Source organism: Ancylobacter defluvii (genome assembly GCF_018390605.1).
GTDB classification, from domain to species: domain Bacteria; phylum Pseudomonadota; class Alphaproteobacteria; order Rhizobiales; family Xanthobacteraceae; genus Ancylobacter; species Ancylobacter defluvii.
On sequence record NZ_JAHBGD010000005.1, the window covers coordinates 23,252 to 43,896 of the forward strand.

12 protein-coding genes are annotated in these 20,645 nt (G+C 60.0%); 7 read left to right on the plus strand and 5 right to left on the minus strand.

Annotation, left to right across the window (positions count from 1 at the left end):
- The first annotated feature begins 881 nt into the window (after positions 1-881).
- The 3 genes from KHC24_RS02685 (at position 882) to KHC24_RS02695 (ending at position 4,513) form a co-directional block, all read left to right on the plus strand.
- On the plus strand, positions 882-2,204 hold the full coding sequence (locus KHC24_RS02685) for a DUF4365 domain-containing protein (RefSeq protein WP_213359106.1): 1,323 nt from the start codon (positions 882-884) through the stop codon (positions 2,202-2,204).
- Positions 2,201-3,655 (plus strand): argonaute/piwi family protein, encoded by a 1,455-nt coding sequence (locus KHC24_RS02690; RefSeq protein ID WP_213359108.1) that lies wholly within the window; start codon positions 2,201-2,203, stop codon positions 3,653-3,655. Before KHC24_RS02685 ends, KHC24_RS02690 begins: the two co-directional genes overlap by 4 nt.
- A 100-nt stretch (positions 3,656-3,755) precedes the next feature.
- Positions 3,756-4,513 (plus strand): IS5 family transposase gene (locus KHC24_RS02695; protein ID WP_213359111.1). Its coding sequence is split into 2 segments (ribosomal slippage): positions 3,756-4,089 and positions 4,089-4,513, totalling 759 coding nucleotides; the frame shifts between segments, so codons are not numbered across the junction.
- Positions 4,514-4,600: 87 nt separating this feature from the next.
- Here the strand turns inward: KHC24_RS02695 and KHC24_RS02700 are convergent.
- The 4 genes from KHC24_RS02700 to KHC24_RS02715 all read right to left on the minus strand — a co-directional run bounded on the left by KHC24_RS02700 (position 4,601) and on the right by KHC24_RS02715 (position 12,017).
- A complete protein-coding gene (locus tag KHC24_RS02700; protein WP_213359113.1) occupies positions 4,601-5,818 on the minus strand; it encodes an MBL fold metallo-hydrolase in 1,218 nt (405 codons plus the stop codon).
- Positions 5,819-6,166: 348 nt separating this feature from the next.
- A complete protein-coding gene (locus tag KHC24_RS02705; protein WP_213359115.1) occupies positions 6,167-8,257 on the minus strand; it encodes a helix-turn-helix domain-containing protein in 2,091 nt (696 codons plus the stop codon).
- Positions 8,258-8,864: 607 nt separating this feature from the next.
- Complete coding sequence (locus KHC24_RS02710; RefSeq protein WP_213359117.1) at positions 8,865-11,126, minus strand: hypothetical protein; 2,262 nt, start codon at positions 11,124-11,126, stop codon at positions 8,865-8,867.
- A gap of 654 nt (positions 11,127-11,780) precedes the next feature.
- A complete protein-coding gene (locus KHC24_RS02715) occupies positions 11,781-12,017 on the minus strand; it encodes a helix-turn-helix domain-containing protein (RefSeq protein ID WP_213359119.1) in 237 nt (78 codons plus the stop codon).
- A gap of 138 nt (positions 12,018-12,155) precedes the next feature.
- Between KHC24_RS02715 and KHC24_RS02720 the strand changes: the two genes are divergently transcribed.
- Both KHC24_RS02720 and KHC24_RS02725 read left to right on the plus strand, forming a co-directional pair.
- Positions 12,156-12,806 carry a hypothetical protein gene (locus KHC24_RS02720; RefSeq protein ID WP_213359122.1) on the plus strand — a complete coding sequence of 217 codons (651 nt, stop codon included), beginning with the start codon at positions 12,156-12,158 and terminating at the stop codon, positions 12,804-12,806.
- Between the two features lie 157 nt (positions 12,807-12,963).
- The gene (locus KHC24_RS02725; protein WP_246546083.1) at positions 12,964-15,999 is read left to right on the plus strand and encodes a class I SAM-dependent methyltransferase; all 3,036 of its coding nucleotides are present in this window, start codon (positions 12,964-12,966) and stop codon (positions 15,997-15,999) included.
- Positions 16,000-16,061: 62 nt separating this feature from the next.
- Here KHC24_RS02725 and KHC24_RS02730 read toward each other — a convergent pair.
- Positions 16,062-16,819 (minus strand): IS5 family transposase gene (locus KHC24_RS02730; RefSeq protein ID WP_213359125.1). Its coding sequence is split into 2 segments (ribosomal slippage): positions 16,062-16,486 and positions 16,486-16,819, totalling 759 coding nucleotides; the frame shifts between segments, so codons are not numbered across the junction.
- 413 nt (positions 16,820-17,232) lie between these two features.
- Here KHC24_RS02730 and KHC24_RS02735 point away from each other — a divergent pair.
- Together KHC24_RS02735 and KHC24_RS02740 are read left to right on the plus strand one after the other, a co-directional pair.
- The gene (locus KHC24_RS02735) at positions 17,233-19,056 is read left to right on the plus strand and encodes a phospholipase D-like domain-containing protein (protein ID WP_213359128.1); all 1,824 of its coding nucleotides are present in this window, start codon (positions 17,233-17,235) and stop codon (positions 19,054-19,056) included.
- Complete coding sequence (locus tag KHC24_RS02740) at positions 19,053-20,309, plus strand: M20 metallopeptidase family protein (RefSeq protein WP_213359130.1); 1,257 nt, start codon at positions 19,053-19,055, stop codon at positions 20,307-20,309. The genes KHC24_RS02735 and KHC24_RS02740 overlap by 4 nt, the downstream gene beginning before the upstream one ends.
- The last annotated feature ends 336 nt before the right edge of the window (positions 20,310-20,645 follow it).

Here is a 20,645-nt window from a genome sequence, read left to right on the forward strand (position 1 = left end):
CAGCAGCGCATCAATCTCACGCCTGAGGAAGGCTTCGACAACATCGACCTCGTCCGGTGTGATCGGAACGTTCGACGGCCAGTCGTCTGTGACATGCACGACCTTGGAATCATGCTCGACGGAGTCAGCGGGCGCAAGGCTTTGATCAGCATCTCGAACGACGCGCGCATCACGGTGCGGGATCTTTGAGAGTGGTGCGCCAGCTAAGCTCGCAGCTGGCGATGGAGCATCACTGCCCACACAGTTTATTTTCTTCGGACCAAACGGACGCGAGTGGCGCATGCGCGGAGGATCACGGGCATCCCCCCACTCGCCAAGGGACCGATTCTACCCCGCAGAGCAACCGCGTGCAGCGGCGTAAAAATACTTGTCAGATGCGGCGCGCGAGCCTTTCCCGGGATACGGTTGGTGGAGCGCTCTGGCGGCAACGATCCATACTTGGCATTCGCCGGCCCTTTCAGCGACGTCCGCTTTGCGCCGCGATTCCGGATGTTGACGTTGGAATATCAAGAACCCGAAAGCTGACATATAGCCTTGCGGGGACGATCGGGCGGCTATCGGTTTTACCGAGAAAATTGAGGCTTGCGTCTAAAGGCAAGACCACAATGGTCGATGCTCTGAGCTAATCAGAATGATATCGTTGGGGAACAATGGGCGGAAACGATCAGAATCCTCGCTGGTGCCGGGATCATCTCGATCCACGCCGAGCCGCAAATGCCCAGCGTTGCCTCCAAGCACCGGCGCGATGCTTAGTCCCCTTTGGTCGCATTTCCATGACCAAAAATGGCGTGGCTATCGAGGGCTGCCAGTAGAATTACCCTCGACATTCGAAGTCACACTCCCAATATTGGTTGTTCGCTTAATGTTCTTGAGAAGCGTCTATGTCGAAGAAGATCACCGAAAATCAGCTGCTGGGCCAGATAGGCGAGACGGCCGCCGAGCTTCGCTTCTTGAAAATAGGGTTTCAGTTCGACGTCAGGTCAAGGCTCGAAGCGGGCGTGGATGCGATCGTCGAGGTCATGGACAAGGGCGTCCCGCTGGCCAAGATGATTGCCGTGCAGGTGAAGGCACGACACTCGAGCCCATACGCCTCCGAGACCGACAACGGCTTCTCCTATCTGCTGCGCAGCGATGATCTGGAATATTGGCGTCCATCGAACTTGCCAGTTATCATCGTGCTCTACCGCGCATCAGATGAATCCTTCTATTGGAAGGAGATCCCACGAGGGGTCGGCGATGGCGAACGCAGGTTGCAGTTCGACAAGAAGCTGGATCGGCTGGACGCCGAGGCCGTCGACCGGCTCGCTGCGATAACGGTGCCAAAGGCCGGCTTCGGCTACTATATCCCGCCGTTGGGTGGGGGCGAGGATGCGCTCGTCAACATGCTGCCTATCACCTTTCCGCACGAGCTGTATGTGGCGCCAACCACTCACTCGCCGAAGGACGCCACCAGGATACTTCTGGAACTGGACGAGCCAGCGCGTTTCGACTGGGTGATTAAGAGCGATACGCTTTGGACTTTCCAGGATCCGCGGAAGACCGTCTGCCATGAGATCGTCGAGCTCGACCAGGTCGAGGCCATCGATACCCGCCATCTTGCGTTCCACGATGACGTCGACGAGCGCAACGTGTTCGCTCATCTGCTTCGACGAGCACTGGGCCATCAGTTCAAAGATCTGGGCTGGGACAAGGAGCGCAGCCAGTTCTATTTCAGAGCGCTGGCGCCCAATACTTCGAGGACGTTTTCCTACAAGTCATCCAAGCAGAAGGCCAGCTCCGAGGTCGTGAACGTTGCCTTGCACAAGGCCGATCCGACAAGAGTGGCCTTCGTCCGCCACCATGCGTTCATACCACGCTTCGAGAACCTGTTAGACGAGTGGTTCCTTGTGGTGAACCCGAACTACTATTTCACCACCAACGGCTTTCAGCCCCACTCCTATCCGGCAGAGCTGCTCGCGGGCAAGAAGCGCCTCGACAACAGCGCCTCCCTGCGCGGTCAGTTGATCCTTTGGCACCGCTTTCTCACCAGACAGGATGGCGCTGCCGATGATCTGTTCGCTGAGCCCACCTCCGAGGCTCAGCTGAAGTTTGGAGAACCGCCCGAAGTGCACCTCGCCACCAAGGTCCCCGAGGACGCCTGGGGGAGCAACAAGGCCAAAGGCGATGCCGAAGGCAGTGCTCAGTCGGAGATCGAATTCCTATGAAGTTCGAAACCACCATCTTCGACGAGCCCTATCTCGAATTCGGCGACAAACATCATCATCCTGATCCCCGGCTCGGCCTGCATGAGGCCGGTCCGTTGCAGACGCCCCTGGGTGATGCCATCCGCATCGCCGTCGTCGGCAATTCCAAGACCGTCGAGGATACCAAGCGCTATCTCGACGACGCCACGGCCGGCTTTCCCGGCAAAACCGAGAAGCATCCCAACCTGCATCCGGATTTTCCGGGGTTGGGAAACCTGAACCCGTTTCGCTGCAAGTTCGAACTCGCCGAGAATGCCGCGCTGGCCATTCCTCACGTTCGCATCGAAGCTATCCTGAAAGAGCCCAATCATGAGAAGGCGGTCAGGATGGCAGTAGACGAGGTCATGGAACAGCTCCAGACCATTGACGAGGGGACAGAGCGTCCGAACGTGGCCATCGTAGCTCTCCCCATCAACCTCATCGAGCGGGTCGTCAACGCTAGATACTCCCCAGACGGCACGACCGAGCAGGAGGACAGCGGTGGCAGCGATGCACCCAACTTTCGCGGTATGTTGAAGGCGCGCGCCATGGACCTGCGCTTTCCGATTCAGATCGCCTGGGAGGACGTGCTGGATGACTCGGTGATCATTCCACAGAAGGTCAAGGAGGCCACCGGCCGCCAGATTCAGGACGAGGCCGACCGAGCATGGAACCTGATGACGACGCTCTACTATAAGGGCACTGGTCGCATCCCATGGCGCCGTATGCCCAAGGAGGGAGAATTTACGGCCTGCTACATCGGAATTAGTTTCTACCGCGAGGTCGGAGGCCAGCAGCTTTTCACCAGTGCTGCCCAGATGTTCGACGAGCGAGGCAGGGGCTTCATTCTTAAAGGTAAACGCGCCCGTACCGAAACCCGGGGCCGGCATCCCTACATGGCCGAGGAGGATGCCAAGGAACTAATCCGCGGGGCGCTGGCCGCCTACAAGGCCCACCACATGAATTACCCAGCCCGGGTGATCGTATTGAAAACGTCGCGGTTTCGAGACGAAGAGGCCGATGGCATCCTTGACGCTTTGCAGGAGGTCGGCACCGAACTGCGCGATCTCGTATGGGTTCAGGAATCCTCGCACATCAAGGTCCTGCGCGATGGGAACTACCCGGTCATGCGGGGCACATTTGTCGAGATGGGCGGCAAGGGATTGCTCTATACAACCGGCAGCATTCCATACTATGGCACCTACCCCGGCATGTACGATCCGAAGCCGCTTCTGATCTGCCCGCATTCGCGCAGCGACAGCACCGTTAAGACACTGGCCGAGGAGGTATTCTCGCTGACTAAAGTCAATTGGAATTCGACGCAGATGAACCAGAAATTGCCCATACCGATCCGGGCAGCACGCAATGTCGGCGAGATCCTCAAATACGTTACCACAGAGAAGGTGAATTCGGATTATGGCCGATATATTTGAGACATTAGTGAGTGACGCCCAATAGGCGCCCAAAAGATCTAGGCTCAGGACCCATTGATTTGGTTTGGTCGATCTGATTTCAGGCTCCTGAGGAGTCTGGATGAGTGACCTGTATTGGCTGACGAACGAGCAGATGGCTCGGCTGCAGCCCTATTTTCCCAAGAGCCACGGCAAGCCCAGGGTGGATGATCGCCGAATGTTGAGCGGGATCATCTTCGTCAACCGCAACGGTCTGCGCTGGCACGATGCGCCGGCAGCCTATGGCCCGCACAAGACGCTGTATAATCGCTGGAAGCGCTGGAGCGAGGCAGGCGTCTTCATCCGGATGATGGAGGGCCTGTCCATCCCACAGGCCGAGCACCGCACGGTTATGATCGACGCAACCTATCTGAAGGCGCACCGCACGGCTTCGAGCCTGCGGGTAAAAAGGGGGACATCGGGCGACTGATCGGGCGCACCAAAGGCGGCATAAACACCAAGCTTCACGCCGTGACCGATGCGAATGGACGCCCGATCAGCCTGTTCATGACGGCAGGCCAGGTCAGCGACTACACCGGCGCTGCAGCCCTGCTGGACAGTCTGCCCAGGGCGCAGTGGCTGCTGGGCGACCGGGGTTATGACGCGGACTGGTTCAGAGACGCCTTGCAGGCCGAGGGCATCAAGCCCTGCATCCCGGGGCGGAAATCCCGAACTGAGCCCATCCGCTACGACAAGCGCCGATACAAACGCCGAAACCGCATCGAGATCATGTTTGGCAGGCTGAAGGACTGGCGGCGCGTCGCCACCCGTTACGACCGATGTCCGACCGTCTTCCTTTCCGCAATAGCCCTCGCGGCAACCGTGCTCTTCTGGCTATGAGTCCTGAGCCTAGACAATTGCGAGGGTGTTGGCGCTTCCTCATCGCCATTTTTTGGCATCGATCCGGGACGGTAGACTTGCCCCTGATCACAGCATCGCGATCTCCATGATGATCTGGCTCGACTGCTTTTCGCGGACCCGATGAAACACAGCGCGCCGATGCGCCTGAACGGCGTCACGTACATCACCGTGCGGATGGCCGTAACTGTTAGGTCCCGCTGCCGCGAAGCCGATCCTGAGCTCAGGCATTGCGTTGAGAACCTCGTCGCTATGATTATGCATCGAGCCGTGATGCGGGAGCATCAGGACGTTGATCAGCGGGAGATAGGTATCGTAGAATTTCAGAAACCGCTGGCGACGACGCAGGCCGTCGAGGTGCGCGTCGCCGGTGAGCATCCAGCCTCCGGACAGAGAGGAAGCCCGCGGGTGCCAATATCCATCGCGATAATGCGGCCTTGCCCATAATTCAACATCGAGTGCTTGCTGCTGGATGGGACCCGCATAGAGCGTCATCGAAACCAGGTTGTGATCGCTCCATAGCGCATCATAGCAGTTGCGCAGCTTCGCGCGCACTGCCGGATCCTTGGCCGTCCGGACGATCGCCTTCTTGTCGGTGTTCTTGAACTCGGCATCGAGTGCGTCGTTGAATGCCTGGATGAGCTTCGCCGAGGGCTGATGAACGTAGGGTATGAGAATCCAATTGAGCGCGCTCGTGTCCGAATTCACGATCTGGGCGGCACCAGGCGCTACCCGTTGCATCCGCACAACACCCTGGCCTTGGTTTGGGTCGGCGATCAGCGACGCGATGGGGTGAGTGCCGGTCGTCCATTTGGAGTGACAATCGCCTTCTCCACCGCCCTCCGGAGCCCGCGGGACGATCGGACTGCCACCATCCTCATCGTCACTCCCATCGACGAACGTGATTGTCTCTACGCCGCGGCTTCCAAACCACCCCGCAAGGTCGCTCACAGCCTCAACGAACACGCCGCTCAGCCTGTCGCGGGCCGCCTCTCGCACCAGTGTCGCGATCAGCGCAGTTTCGTTCAAATAGGGGAGAACCACCTCGCTAACCTTCACGCGTGAAAGCAGCTGATCGACGCCGTTCACATGATCGCTGTCGAGATGCGACAAGAACAGCAGGTCGAGATCGCCGCCACTCGCCACTCTGCCGATCTCCCTTGCAAGGTCGCCGGTCTGGTCAGAGCCGCAGTCATAGACCCAGCGGAGCGGCTTCTTGCCGAGCGTCAGGGTGCCGCAGAAAAGCCCGCCCTGACCGACCGCATGCTGAACCAGCGTTACCTGCATCGATTCACCTTCCGGCAATCGCTTTCCCTCGTCGAGCGTCGCGTATGAATCCGCGGCAGCGAGCGATTACCTGTTCGACGCCTTTGAGCGCCCGTTTGAGATAATGCGCCGATTTGACGTTGATCTCGCCGAGTACGAGATACCGGGCCTTGTCCGTTATATGCTCCGGCATCCCTCCTGGTTTCTGCAGCAACGCCATCCAGGATTGATGTAGCTTTGGGCCATGTCCCGGCGCGAACGATGTCCATGAGGTGCACTTCATACGGGTCGCCATGGTCGTCGCCGATCCATTCCGCATGTTTGCGCGCGCGCGAAACTAGCGCCCTGGCCACTGCGAGCCTGTTCATCTCAGCCTTCCTCGCCGAGTTTGGTTGCCTCGATCAGCCGGTCTATAACCAGTTCGTTCCAGGCATCGCCGAGGCGCGCATCGACGCGCTTGCGTGCCTCATCAAGGGCAGGGGTTTCCTCGAACCAGGTCGCCACCATAGCCGCGATATCGTCGCGATAGCCGCCACCGCCGCCGTAGCGGGCGCGCAGATCCGACCAGAATTCGATCGAGCCGTCGAGATAGGGCTTGAACGTGTTGCGCCCTACACTGAGCGCACGCGAGAGGAATTCTTGCCGCCAGTCGGCAATATCCTCCCGCAGCGTCTCGATCAGGCCCTTCACCTCGGGAAGCGCGGAGAATTTTTCCTCCAAAGCTTCGAGGCGGCCAGTGATCTTGAGCATGTGATCGTTGCTGCGCCGATTGGCGTCGGTCCGCACGCCTGTGCCGATCATATGGAATATCTCGAAATTGTCCCAGGCGCCGCGTCGCGCTATCGACGCCGCGATGGAACTCGCATGGCCAGACTTGATCTCGTTGATCAAAGTCTGATGCGCCGGACGCGCGCTACTCGGCAAAGGACCATAGGCCTTCGCCATCGCCAAAGCCTCCGCAGCGATCGCCACTCGGGCCTGCTGGATGCGCGCTGCGTCCGCATTGGTCACCAAATCCTCGGACAAGCCGACGAAACGCGCGAGTCGCTCGACTTGATACTGCCGAATAATGCCGACGTGATGGTTGAGTTGGTCCCAGACCTTGGGCGCAGAATCCTCAATGGCATTGAAGAACAGAACTGGCAGCCGGCCGATACCCGCCTCGACCAAACTATCCTCGACCTGCGCTGCGCGGATCGCATAGCCATGCTCCACCGATTCCGGCGGCTCGCCAGAATCGTCAATGATCTTCATCGCCTGATCGCCTTGCGGTAGCACCAGCAGGACCACGCGCCGGCGCTCGATTGCGTCCGAACCCAGTTCCGAGATTTGCTTCATGAGCTTCATCGGATCGGCACCCGGCGCATCATTGAACCCGCAGCACAACACGGTGAGCGTACGCTGATCGTTCATGAGTGCCTGCAAATCGGACCGCTCGGTCGTGACGTGCATGCCTTTGGTGTCGATAATGCTGAGTTCATACGGCGAACGCCGAACTGCCGTTTCGGGCACGAACACGGTGACGCGCTGGGGAATTGAGAACCGAGAATCCTGCCCGTAATTGATCGCGGTAATATTCCTGGAAAGCCAGTTCAGGCCGTCCTCGTTGGTCTCCGATAGGATCAACTGGGTTTCGGTGCGCACGTCGAGCCGCATGCGATTGATGATCTCTTCGACGACATCATCCTGAACGCCGCCGGCCGCTGCGATCATCGCGCTGATCGGATCGATCTGGTTGCGGATGTCTTCCGGATTTTTCTTTTTCTTGAGGTCCGCCATGTTGCGGACCGCGCGATCGAGCTCGGTCGAGATGCCGCCCTTACTCTCGGCGGTCGCGCGCACCATCTCCGCCACGAGCAGCCGTATTTCATCCTCGCTCTTCGGTTCGACCGCGATACCGTAGGCAGGAGCGATCCGGATGACGACTTCGCTGGTCGTGGTGCGCCCTCCGGTCGCTGGAAAGACTGGCTGTGGGATACCGTTCTTTCCCGAAATCATCAGGTTGGTGAGGTTAGACAGTGCCGTGGTCTTGCCCACGCCGACCGTGCCGATCCACGCCATTGCGTGATCGGTCTGACCGAGAAAGGCCGCCGAGGATTCGATGTTCGTGCGGATCTGCGAGAGCGGTACCGCGAGAAGCGCGTCGTATTCAGGACTGCGCTCAAAGGCTTCGAGCCGCTGAAGCGCTTGCTCGCCCGCCCACAGCACCTCGCGATCGGGATGGAACACGGTGGGGCGCTCCGACAGCCGCCAGTCGCGCGCGTAAAATTCGAGAATGTCGCGGCTTGCCGGCGTGCCAACCGCCTCAAGGTACCGACGCGCCATGGTTTCGTCGGTCGCTTCGCTGCGCTCGAGTCGGGAGATGACGCTTCCGCTGACCGACAACCGCTCCGCCATCGCGGTCTGTTTGAGCCCCGCTTCCTCGCGGGCGCGTCTCAAGACAAAAGTGGGAATCGACATCGCAATCTCCTTGTATCGCGCGTCAATGTTACACGTCACAAACACGCCCGCAAGATGGATTGCAAACTTGCAGGAACACTTTCTGCAAGATTGTGACGGCTTTTGACTTGGCGCAAGCCCGGGCGATGGCCTACGGCAAAATTGCGGTTCGGCCCTCCGACCGCACTCTCAGAGCATCACGCAGGCTTGTTTCCTGAAGGCAGAAGGCGGTCACGTCATTCTATGATCTCAACAGACAACAGTTGAGTGCCCGCTTTTGATCAGTCGTGCCGTTCGACCTAGCGTGCTGGAACGGCAAGCAAGTCGCTGATGGCGTCGCCCAGCGCGTCTGAGCAGTTACCAATCAACGGCAGCTTTCAGCGCCGCGACTGACGAGGCAAATGTCCGGGTTGGGGTCGGATGCCGAATGTCGGCTATCTGCACAGCGGCAGCCAAGACCAGCCAGTCTGCTACCGGCCCCGATTGCACCGTTCCTCTCCTCAGTGAGCGGCTCGTCAATCTGCCCCTACGGCGCGCCCGGCCCTGCTGATGAAACGGATTGCCCACGTGGCCGCGCGCAATCGCGCAGCGCGGGCGGTGAGAGATTCGCGCATCAGGCGTTCTACCCTCACGCCGCCTCCCACACCTTGTTGAGGATCTGCGCTGCCAGAGCGGCCTTGTCCTGCGGCAGGAATCGGCCGTAGTGCTTGGCGACCATCTCGGGGGTGTCCTGGATGGCATAGCTCGCCTGCTCATAGGAGCCGGTCTTCTTCAGGATGTGAGTCGCGAGCACGTCGCGGACATTGTGCGGGCCGTGCGGCAGGAGGCCCTTGATGGCGCCGCGGCCGGTATAGGGGTTGTGGATGCCATAGCGCTGGATCGCCAAGCGCCAGGCCTCGTAGAAGGTGTTTTGGCAGTACGCGGCATCCTTGCTGGTCAGCTTCACCGTCTTGACGAACAGCGTGCTGGGATCGGCGGCGTGCTTCAACAGTACTCGGCGGTGGCGGTCGATATAGGCCTCCAGATAGTGATAGAGGCCGCCGAGGTCCGGCAGGATCAGCCGGAACGGTTTGCTACCGAAGAAGGACGAGTTCGCGTTCTTGAAGGCGACGGAGGGGATGAGCACCTCCCACCCCCGGTCGCGCTCACTCCAGCGCAACTCGCCACGTTTCATCTCCGCGAGGCGGCGCTCCGAGGTCGGCAGCCGGCCGCGGGGACAGACGAGCAGCTGACGCAGGTTCTTCTGCCGAAGGCCAAGATGCAGGCCGAGCCGCAGCATTAGGAACGCCCGCACCGCCTCGGCCGCCGCGCGCGGGTAGCGCTTCTCGTCCGGCATCAACCGCAGGATCTCCTCGGTGATCTTGCGATACTCTGCGACCGGGCTGTCCGCCTCCAGCACCGCGATGATCGGCTCGAAGGGATCACGATGGATGCGGGCCACGCGCTGCACCTCCCGCGCGCGGGCGAGGCCATGGCGATGCATCTGCTCGCAGGCTGTGTCCCAGTCAGCACGCGCAGCGGCAACGTCGCGCTCGGTGATCAGATTGGGAATAGGACGGATGCGTTCCGCCAACTGCGGGTTCTGCCGCAGCCAACCCGTCTCGGCGCGGGTGAGCGCGGCAGCGATCCGCAGCATGTCGACTTCCCACGCGGTGTAGAAGCCGCGCCGACGCTCCCGCCATTGAATGTACCAGTCCCACACGATCGGGAAGACCAGCAGACTGAAGCTCAGATTCTCCAGCGGCACGCCGAAGCCATGGACCGCGCCGCTGGGTGAAGCTGCCAGCGCACCGAACATCAGACCGAGATGTTCGACCTTCTGGGATGCCGTCTCCTCGCCCCAGACACCGTTGCGCTGATAGCCAAACGCAGTCAGCGTCGCCGTCTTGAACCGGACGAGATCAGCCATCTCCTCGGCGAGCTGGGGCGGCGCATCGAGCGCCGCACTTGCAAGGTCCGGGTCCGGCAGCGATCCATCCTCCTCCCGGCAAAACCTGTAGAGCCCGCGCGGCCGGGAGGACTGATCGAGCAGGCCGGGAAAGCGGATCGAGTAGCGATGCTTCATGGCGGCAGCCTGGAAGCGCCGATAGTCGGTTGTCCCCGAAATCACCACGCGCTGTACCCACTCAAGGATCTCCTCCCGCTCCCTCAACGGGCGTCGATCGAAATCATGCGGCAGGTGCCAGGCCAGGCGTCGCCGCTCGGCTCGACTGATGCCGGCAATGGCCCCCGCCGAGGTGCAGCGGTCTGCGTTCGGCAGTTTCGACCGGAAGTACCCCGGCGGCAGACGGTAGCGCCGCTCGATGAGCTCCAGCGCCGCGAGACTTCGGGAGGCGCGCGGCACCTTCACGCCGCGGCGCCACAGATTGAGTGCCGTGGCATCGACCTGGGTCGCGCTCGCCTCAAAGACACGGGCGAGATGCTTCGCAGTGTCGCCATGGCGGCGCATGTGAAGATCGAGCGCATCAGCGAATGAGGTCGGGTCCGTCCAGGGATGCCCGTCGTTCTCGGGGAACTCGATGATCGGCTTTGCCCGAGGACCGCGTCGGCGCGGCGCAGCGTCGAGCCGCTCAGCATCACGCTGAAGCTTGCCCCTCTCCGAGCCGGACGGTGTCCGGCGCGCTGCGGCACGCTTCACCGTGACGTGGCCGCGGCGCGCCAGTTCACGGCGCAGCGCATCAAGGCCAGGCGCGAGCACACGGCCGGCGCGCTGCAGATCGGCGTGATCCACATCACAGGCGTGAGCGATCGCGTGCCAGTCATAATCGCGCTCCGTCAGGGGCGGTGGCATGCGTGCGGCGAGGAGATCGAGGAGCCAGTTCTGGAAGAGATCGGCGTCGCGAGGCGACAGGACGGTCGGTGCACGCTGCTGGCAGAACTTCACCAGCATGCGCGCGAAGCTCGTACGGGGCATAGGCGATCAGTGCAGGCACGTTGTGGAGAGGCGACTCGCCTCGATCAGGGCGGCGTTTCTGCCGAGAAGCCCTTCGCTCGGCCACGATCCAGAAGTGGCAGGCCTCGCGATCCAAAACCGAGGGTGATGGCCCTCAGGCCAGCATCAGACGGCAGCAATGTGTGGCTAATCGTTCAGCCAACAAGCTTTCCGAGAAGCACGCACATTTCTATCAAGCGGCGCAAAGTGTCGAGATCTACCAAATATTCTAAGAAATCAACGATCCGACCGCCGCGCAATGTGCGCGCTTTTATCCTGCCCTCAAGCTGAACTTCATCACTAGCCCCGAACGAAATCACGTTACATCGCTGTGATACTATGACGGAGCGGCAGAAAACGCGCCATAGGCGCCAAGCGCTACTGGCTTTCCGTCAAACTGTCCAGAAATCCGCTACCAGACTGGTGCAGGGAGCCTCTAAGTGCGTAGCGAGTTCGCCATGGATCGTCATGCCCGACGCCAAACGGCTGTCGGTGACGCGCAACCGACCCGCTTAAGACCGTCGGTCGCGGTGCACAGAAAGAGCAAAGGAACTGCGGCTGAACCGCGCTGAAGCCGTAGCGATCTTGCGCAGGAGTTACGGTCGCGGAGGCCTATTCAGGCGCTGATGGCTTGCTGAAACGCACACCGGCGCCGCCGCCATTCTCTGGAATGAACTCGATGCCGGCGGTTTCGAGCGCCGCTTGAAGACGCTCAACCGTGGCCGCTTTCAATGCCTCACCGCGCTCGAAACGGGTCACGGTTTGTGTGGAAACAGCAGCCTGGTTCGCCAAATCGCGCACGCCCAAGCCGAGAGCGGCGCGGGCCATTTTGCATTGCGCAGCATTCATATGAATCACGACACTGTAGTGATTTTTGATTGCTGTTGATTCATGTCGTCGCTATCCTTCTGGGCCTTAGACGGCCGGACACGTGTTTGCCCCACGCATCCGGCCTGACCACAACCCAAGCTGCGTGGAGCTCGGATCATGGCTGATTCTGAGACTAGCATGAGTCTGTCCCGGCCATCCCGGAGGGACATTCTCTCTGCCGCCCTGCTGACGGTCGGCGGCTCTTCCTTCAACACATCGGCTGCAGCCGCACGGCAGAATGGTGGCACGACGGATGCTGCTGTCCTTGCATGGAAGGCGTGGCGCGCCGCGCATCGGCGCACGCTCGCTCTATGCCGGAAGCAGCAGCGTCTGGAGTCCGAACTCGCGCGGACGATCGGCTTTCCGCAGGCGGTTCTTGCTGCGGCCGAGTTGCCGTCCCCGGTGCGGGTCAGCTCTCTGCGGCAGTTCGATGAGCTTGCGGCCGATGTGCCGTGGCTTGTCACGCGGCGCGCTGAAGTCGCGGAGGCGTTGCGCGCTCATCAGGAGCGCTGGGACGACGCGGACCGCGCCATTGGCTACTCAGTCACCCGACAGGAAGAGGCGGCGGCTTCCGCCGATGAGGAGCGCCTGATCGTGAAGCTCTTTGCGGTAGACGCCACCTCTCTGCGTGGCCTCTCGGCGAAACTTGACGTGCTGATTGCCGTCGGCGCCGATGGCGCCGAGGGGCGGCACTTCCCGTGGCCGGAACTGCGACGCATCCGCAGGGATGTCGGAAGATTGGCGACGATTCGGCGCCAGGGGCCTTAACTCTCGCCGTAACAAGACCGGCGCAAGCCCCGAGCCGTGCGGGTTCGATCACTCCCCCTTGTCGTCGTCAACTATTTGACGCTCTATCCCCCACCACAAGTGCGTTGAGGTCAGCTTGGGGGGCCCGTCCACTCCCGGCAGATGGATGCGCTATGCCATGCAGGAAGTTGCAAACAGCATCATGCCGACCTCACTCAGCGATACGTTCTTGCGACTTGTCACCCGCGATAACCGACGGACCGAAGCGGAGATACAAGCCGATATCCGCCAGTTCATTCTCGATGCTCCCTTTGCGCTTGAAGAGGACGATTTGTCCCTCGTCCAACTGGAGTCTCAGCTTGGCGACCGTCGGCGCATCGATGTGGAAGTCGGCGCAACCGTCATCGAGGTGAAGCGTGACTTGCGTTCCGAGCGAATTCGGCGGGATGCCGAAGAGCAGCTTGCGGGCTATGTCGAATTAAGGGCTGAACAGACGGGGCTCCGCTATGTCGGGATCCTAACCGATGGTACGGGTTGGTACTGTTATCACTTGGTGGACAAGGAGCTTCGCCAAGTTTCGGAGATCAGCCTCAAATCTGGCGAGATCGAACCGCTGATTGTGTGGCTTGAAGGCGTTCTTGCAACGACCCATGGGCTAATTCCGACGGCGGATGCGATCGAGTCCCGCCTAGGCGCAACCAGCAGCTCCTATCTCCTTGACAGGGCGACCCTATCAACCATTTACGAGCGCAACAGGAATGATCCGAGCGTAGTAATGAAGCGCAAGCTATGGGCGCGCCTTCTGACGTCTGCTCTTGGCACTCAATTCGAAGACACCGACGACCTCTTCATCGAGCATACGTTACTCGTAAATTCAGCTGAGATTATCGCTCACGCGGTGCTGGGGCTTCATCCCGAGACAATCGCACCAGCTGCGTTGCTTGGCGGCGAACGATTTGACGAGAGCGGAATATATGGAGTTATCGAGCAAGATTTCTTCGATTGGATTGTCGAAATCGAGGAAGGTCGCATCTTTGTCCGGACACTGAGTCGTCGGCTTGCGCGCTTCGATTGGAGCGCGGTGGAGCAGGATGTCCTCAAGGTGCTTTATGAGAGCATCATAGGGGCGGATACGCGCAGGCGCCTAGGAGAATACTATACCCCGGACTGGCTCGCCCACATCGTCGTCGAAGAAGTGGTTGATGCACCGCTCAAGCAGCGGGTTCTGGATGCCGCGTGTGGCTCCGGCACTTTCCTTTTCCATGCCATCCGACGTTATATTGCTGCGGCGGATAACGCTGGCATGACCGTGCCGGAGCAAATCCACGGAGTGACGCGCCATGTCATCGGTATGGATCTCCATCCCGTGGCCGTTACGCTGGCGCGAGTGACCTACCTGCTTGCAATCGGCCGTGACCGGCTTATCGATCCGGCTCGGGGAACGATCCAGATTCCGGTCTACTTGGGCGATTCACTCCAGTGGCAGGAGCAGTCGGTTGATCTTTGGACCGCCGGTAATTTGACGATCCGTGCGGACGACAATCGGGAGCTAGTTGCCTCTGAGCTACGATTTCCCGACGCACTCCTAGACGACGCAGCGCGCTTCGATGAACTAGTTAACGAGATGGCTGATAGAGCGGCCGGGCGGCGCTCCGGCGGGGCAGCCCCATCGCTGAACTCCGTTTTCGAAAGATTGGCAGTTCCGCAGCAGTACCGTTCAGTGGTGGAGGGGACATTCCGGACTATGTGCCGCCTTCATGACGAGGGGCGCGATCACATCTGGGGCTATTATGTTCGAAACCTTGCTCGACCCATGTGGCTCTCGCGTGAAGCGAATCGGATCGATGTTTTGATCGGTAATCCGCCTTGGCTAGCCTACCGGCATATGACGCCCGAAATGCAGTCCGTGTTCAGGCGGATGTCGGAAGCGCGTGGCCTATGGGCAGGGGGGGAGTTGGCAACCCAGCAGGACTTGGCGGGCCTTTTTGCGGTAAGGGCATGCCAACTCTATTTGCGGAATGGCGGCAAGCTCGGTCTCGTCCTCCCGAACACGGCAATCGACCGCGAACACTACCGCGGATTTCGCTCTGGCCAATATGGTGATGCGACGCTCGGTATGGCGATCGCATTCTCGCCACCTTGGGACTTGCGGCGGATTCGACCCCATTTCTTTCCGCGTGCCTCCAGTGTCGTTTTTGGATCTCGGGCGAATGGCCGCCCCCTTCCAATGCCTGAAGAGGCCGAAATCTGGTCGGGTCGCTTGCCTGCAACGAATACACCGTGGGATCAGGCCCAGGCCGTCCTTAGCCGGACGAATGGCAGACTGCAGCGAAGCAGCGCACTGGCACGATCTCCATATGCACCCTCCTTCTCGCAAGGAGCCATTATACTGCCGCGTGTCGCTTTTGTCGTTGAACGGCAGGCTGCGACAACTCTTGGACTGCCGGCTGGGCGCGTTGCATTAAAATCATCACGCAGCGTGCAAGAAAAGAAGCCTTGGAAGTCCGCCGAAAGTGTATCTGGTGTGGTGGAGACCGAATTTGTACGACCTATATATACGGGCGATGGAATTTACCCGTATCGATCTATTGATGATATGGCCGCCGTCATTCCATGTACATCGAGATCATTGTTGAGCGAAGATCAGATAGAGATGTATCCGGGTCTCCATAATTGGTGGTCAAAAGCGAAAATCTTGTGGAGTCAAGGGCGCTCAAATGATCGTTTAACATTGCTACAACAATTGGATTTTCAATCTAAACTCACTCGTCAATTGCCAATACCGGAGCTCAGAGTAGTTTATAACAGGTCTGGTATGCATATTGTGGCTGCAAAAATTTCAAATAGACGAGCAATTATAGCAAGTGGACTATATTGGTGTTCGGTTCGATCGATTCAAGAGGCTGATTACATTTGTGCAGTGTTGAATGCGCCGATAACGACCGAGCTTGCGCGTCCGTTCATGTCGTATGGAAAAGATGAGCGCGATATTGCGAAGCACGTGTGGGAATTGCCCATTCCCCCTTTTGATATCACAAATGAAATGCACGTCCGGCTGTCGAAGTTAGGTGCCGCAGCCGAAGTGATCGCTGCGTCTTTTCCGCTTAACGCAGACATTCATTTTGCAGCCACGCGCCGGCATATTCGCCAATATATTGATGCTATGCCCGAGGGTCGCGAGATCAATGATATCGTATATGAGTTAATTTCGTGATGTTTGATTGCGAAATCAATCGATAACTGCCCCAGAAAGCGCTGTGTGACTAGGGTCGGGACTCATAACCAGTAGCTGACGGTGGCCGCGATGCAGACGGCAGCGAGGAAGTTGACGGTGTTGCGGTCGTATCGGGTGGCGATGCGACGGAAGTCCTTGAGGCGGCAGAACATGCGCTCGATGGCGTTTCGGTTGCGGTAGAGAACGGGGGAGAAACAGTTCTTCCCGCGCCGGTTGGCCTTGGGCAGGATGTTGGGCATGGTGCCGTTCTCCTCGACCTGGCTGCGGATGGCGTTGCTGTCGTAGCCCTTGTCACCATGGAGGATGCGGGCTGCCGGCATCTGCTTCAGCAAAGCCGATCCCACCCTGCAATCGGCGACTTGGCCTCCGGTGAGCAGGAAGGCGATGGGCCGGCACTGGCGATCCGTCAGCGCGTGGATCTTGGTCGTGCGCCCGCCGCGAGAGCGGCCGATGGCTTGGTTGCGCTCCCCCCTTTTCCGCCCGATGCCGAGCGGTGCGCCTTCACGGCGGAGCTATCGATAAGCACCTGGGGCGGGGGACCGCCAGCGCTGGCCAGAGCATGGAAGAGATCGGTCCAAACGCCTTTGGCAGCCCAGCGGACATAACGGTTGTAAAGCGTCTTGCGTGGCCCGTAGTCGGGTGGCGCGTCGATCCAACGCCCGCCGGACTTGAGAACATGGACGATGCCGCTGATCACGCGGCGGTCGTCAACACGCGGCTTGCCGCGCGTATCCCTCGGTAGATGTGGCTCGATCCGAGCGAACTGCGCATCCGTGAGCCAGAAACGATCCGGATTCATTCGTGCTTCCTCCCGGAAGCGGTGAATCACACAGGGCCGGAGAACCCAACCATTTTATGGGTCCGAGCCCTAGAGGGCCTCCCTGAATGCCGATTCGATGTAAGGGTGACGTTGGGCTCTGTTGTGATCCACCGTCTCCATTGACTGAGGTTGTGATGGCGCGGAATCCACCATCCGCGGAAGCTTCGACTCACGGCGGGTCCCGTCCGATTCGACAGCAAAATGGCCCCTTTTGGCATGAGCTTTCTCGTCCTTCACGAACAGGCCGGATGATGCCGAAGCTTCACCTTCTAAAGATCGGATCGACAACGTAAAGAGCTTTGGTCTTTATATTTTCGTAAATATTGCTCGCATTCCCGTCCTTGCAATGTACAATAACGAAGTCTCGTTTCGCAGTATCCTCAAGGGGCAGGATGATGCGCTTCAAATCGAATAAGGTGGGTGGATATCAGATCTTTGCAGTCAGTGGCACCAACACTGTTTCGTTCGGCATCGATTTCGATCGGGAGAAGGTTGATGGATTGCTCGGCTTTGCCGTCGAGCGCGAGGATCCGACCGAGAATGAGCGGTACTTCATGTACGGCTTCAAGGTTTTCGAAAGCATATACCCCGATCCTGACGCTAATCTTATCGTTTCAACATTCTCTCAGCCGATCCAGAGCTTCGTATGGGATGATTTCACCGCGAAGGATGGGCGGACCTACACCTATTATTTTTATCCGCTCAAAGGGACGCCCAAGAACCTCGACCGCTCGGCCAAACCCATCCCGATCACCGTGACGACCGAGAAATTGTTCAGCAAAGGCGTGCACGACGTCTTCTTCAACCGCGGTGTCGCGAGCAGTCAGGCATATGCGCGTAAGTTCAAGAACAAGGCGCCGGACAAAATCGCCGAACCCGGCCGCACCGCCGCTCTCGAATGGCTGAGCCGTTCGCTCGACGAAGCGATCCTCGCCTTCATCGATAACGCCGAGGCCGGGGACACGCTGCTCGGTGCCTTCTACGAGTTCCGCTACCTTCCGGTAGCTGAGCGGCTCAAGGCTGCGATCGATCGCGGCGTATCGGTCAAACTGGTAATCGATGCGAAGAAGAACGGCTATACCGACAAGAACGGCAAGGTGTACCCCGACTTCCCGCGAGACGACAATTTCGGCACGGTGCAGGACGCCAAGCTTCCTGAGAGCGCGGTCGCACGCTGGCGCGTGAACAATCCCGACGCCATCGCGCATAACAAGTTCATGGTCCTCCTCACGGGCGCGGCGCAAGCCCCGGCGGAGGTATGGACCGGCTCGACCAATCTCTCGATGGGTGGCATCCATGGCCAGACCAATGTCGGACACTGGTTGCGCGATCCCGGCGTGGCGGGCCATTTCAAGGCCTATTGGGCTCTCCTAGCAACCGACCCGGGCAAGACCGGCGCCGAAGATGCGGCCGGTGCCAGAAAGGCGATGGCCGCATGCCGTAAGAGCGTCGGCGACCTGCTGGCGACGCCTACCGACTGGAGGACGATTCCCGCCGGCACCACGCCGGTGTTCAGCCCTCGCGCGGCCGGCCAAGTTCTAGAGATGTACGCGGCTGCGCTCGATGAGTCCGCATCGCTCGGCTGCATCACGCTGGCCTTCGGCATCGGGGCGCTGTTCAAGGAGAAGCTCGTTCTCAATGACGGGGCGGGGCCTTTGATGTTCCTCATGCTCGAAAAGCAGGACAAGGCGCGCAAAGGTGCGACCAAGCCCTTTGTCCGGCTCGGTGCCAAGCACAATGTCTATTCTGCCTGGGGATCCTATATCGAGGATCCGCTCTACCGCTGGACGCGCGAGACGAATGCGCGCTCGCTCGGGCTCAACGTGCATGTGAGCTACATCCACTCGAAGTTCCTCCTGCATGACCCGCTCGGCGCCGACCCGATCGTCGTCACCGGCTCGGCCAACTTCTCGACCGCCTCGACAAACGACAATGACGAGAACATGCTGCTGATCCGCGGCGAGACACGGGTTGCGGACATCTATTTCACCGAGTTCAATCGGCTCTTTTTTCACTATTATTTTCGATCGGTCCGCGAGGAGACCCGGGCGCGGACACCGGCCAATAGCGCCGCCGCTGCCAATGCCGCCGCCGACGAGAGAGCCAGCCTCTTTCTCGACGGGACCGACGGCTGGCTCGGTAAATATAAGCCGGGAAGCCTGCGCATGAAGCGCGTGGCGATGTTCACCAAGATGTCCGGAGCGAAACCGACATGAGATCACGCGGGATCGCGCGACAGCTCATCTCCTCTACCTTCGCTGCCGCACTCCTATTAGCGTCGCCGGCCGGCGCGAATGAGGCACACGACGCATATGTCTATCTCCACAGTAACCCCGAGCTTGGAAAGGACCTGCCCAAGACCCATGCCTATATCGTAGCCCGGCTGCGGGCGCTCGGCGGCTTCACGTTCGACAACGTCCCCTCGCTGCCCTCGGCCGTGATCGCCATCCTCGACAGTGGCAGGCCTGGCCCGACGATCGCGCTTCGCGCAGACATGGACGCACGTCGGCTTGATACTGGCGACGAGCCGGTCAGCCACGATCCGCGCTCGCAGACGTCGGGCCTTATGCACAATTGCGGCCATGACGTTCACAGCGCGATGCTGCTCGGCGCCGCTGCCGAATTGCGCATGCATCCCGAAAACTTCACCGGCAAGATCGTCTTCGTGTTCCAGCCTGCCGAAGAAGTGAAGGGTGGTGCGGACGACATCGTCGCCGACGGCGTGCTGTCGCGCCTCGGCGTTCGCGCGATCTTCGCCCAGCATGTCGTGCCCGGCCAGCCTGTCGGCGAGGTCAGCGTTTCGCAAGGCTCGGCGATGGCCGGCAGCAATACATTCAAGCTGATCCTGCGCGGGACGGCCTCGCACGCCGCGATGCCGTTCGAAGGCGCCGACCTCGGCGTGACGGCGGCGAAGGTGATCGTCGAGCTTGCCAACCTGCCTGCGCGCGGCTGGGATGTATCGAACCGCCCGGCGCTCATCTCAGTGACGAAGGTCGCTACCAACTCGACGTCAATCAACGCGACGCCGGACGAGGTAACGATCGAAGGGACGCTGCGCGCCTTCGAGCCGCTCGGCGACAGCGCGACAACGGGCACGCTCAACAACCTGATCTCGACCAGGGCAATGGCGCTGGCGCACGTTTATGGAACGACCGCCGAGTGGAGCGTGACGCCAGGGACACCGCCGACCGTCAACGATCTGGAGACGATCCGCGCAATTGCAGCCGATCTCCCCGGCGTGGCGGGGATCACACTGACGGTCTCGACCGAACGCTACATGACCTCCGAGGATTTCGCCTATTATGGGCAAGTGCTGCCTGCCGTTTATTTTGGGCAAGGCATCGCCAAAGACAGCCTGGGCGGCGTGGGCGTCCACCAGAGCGAATTCACCATCCATCCTGACGCGATCGACAATGGCGTGCGCTTGCTCGTCGCGATGGCGAGTCTCGCGACTGCGAAACTTCACTGAAATTGGGGGCAACGACCGGCGGACGTCTCACCACGGACTAAGTCGACACCAGTGGTGGAAGATTATCGCCTCCTCAAAGGGGTGTGGTGCGTTGGGCTCGGCTACGAGACCCACATGGTGAAGCGGGAGCGCCAGTGTCGGCATCATGCTGCATGAGCTCATTCCTCGGCGCTTTCTAAACCAACGCAATTTCAATGACATAGGTGTTCGTAGTTTCGTTTCGGTCGGCGCGCCAAGTACCGCCGATGGTCCGCTATGCCGCGATACATCAGCCGAATGCGGATGGGCCAAGGATTAAGCTGCCAGCAGATCACACGCTCCCAAAGGCAGTCAGCG

What these genes read in the sequence shown, in the direction of transcription:
- KHC24_RS02720 (WP_213359122.1), top strand. Translation starts at nt 12,156, where the DNA reads ATGGCTGATTCTGAGACTAGCATGAGTCTGTCCCGGCCATCCCGGAGG.
- KHC24_RS02705 (WP_213359115.1), bottom strand. Translation starts at nt 8,257, where the DNA reads ATGTCGATTCCCACTTTTGTCTTGAGACGCGCCCGCGAGGAAGCGGGG.
- KHC24_RS02740 (WP_213359130.1), top strand. Translation starts at nt 19,053, where the DNA reads ATGAGATCACGCGGGATCGCGCGACAGCTCATCTCCTCTACCTTCGCT.
- KHC24_RS02710 (WP_213359117.1), bottom strand. Translation starts at nt 11,126, where the DNA reads ATGCTGGTGAAGTTCTGCCAGCAGCGTGCACCGACCGTCCTGTCGCCT.
- KHC24_RS02725 (WP_246546083.1), top strand. Translation starts at nt 12,964, where the DNA reads ATGCAGGAAGTTGCAAACAGCATCATGCCGACCTCACTCAGCGATACG.
- KHC24_RS02715 (WP_213359119.1), bottom strand. Translation starts at nt 12,017, where the DNA reads ATGAATGCTGCGCAATGCAAAATGGCCCGCGCCGCTCTCGGCTTGGGC.
- KHC24_RS02690 (WP_213359108.1), top strand. Translation starts at nt 2,201, where the DNA reads ATGAAGTTCGAAACCACCATCTTCGACGAGCCCTATCTCGAATTCGGC.
- KHC24_RS02700 (WP_213359113.1), bottom strand. Translation starts at nt 5,818, where the DNA reads ATGCAGGTAACGCTGGTTCAGCATGCGGTCGGTCAGGGCGGGCTTTTC.
- KHC24_RS02685 (WP_213359106.1), top strand. Translation starts at nt 882, where the DNA reads ATGTCGAAGAAGATCACCGAAAATCAGCTGCTGGGCCAGATAGGCGAG.
- KHC24_RS02735 (WP_213359128.1), top strand. Translation starts at nt 17,233, where the DNA reads ATGATGCGCTTCAAATCGAATAAGGTGGGTGGATATCAGATCTTTGCA.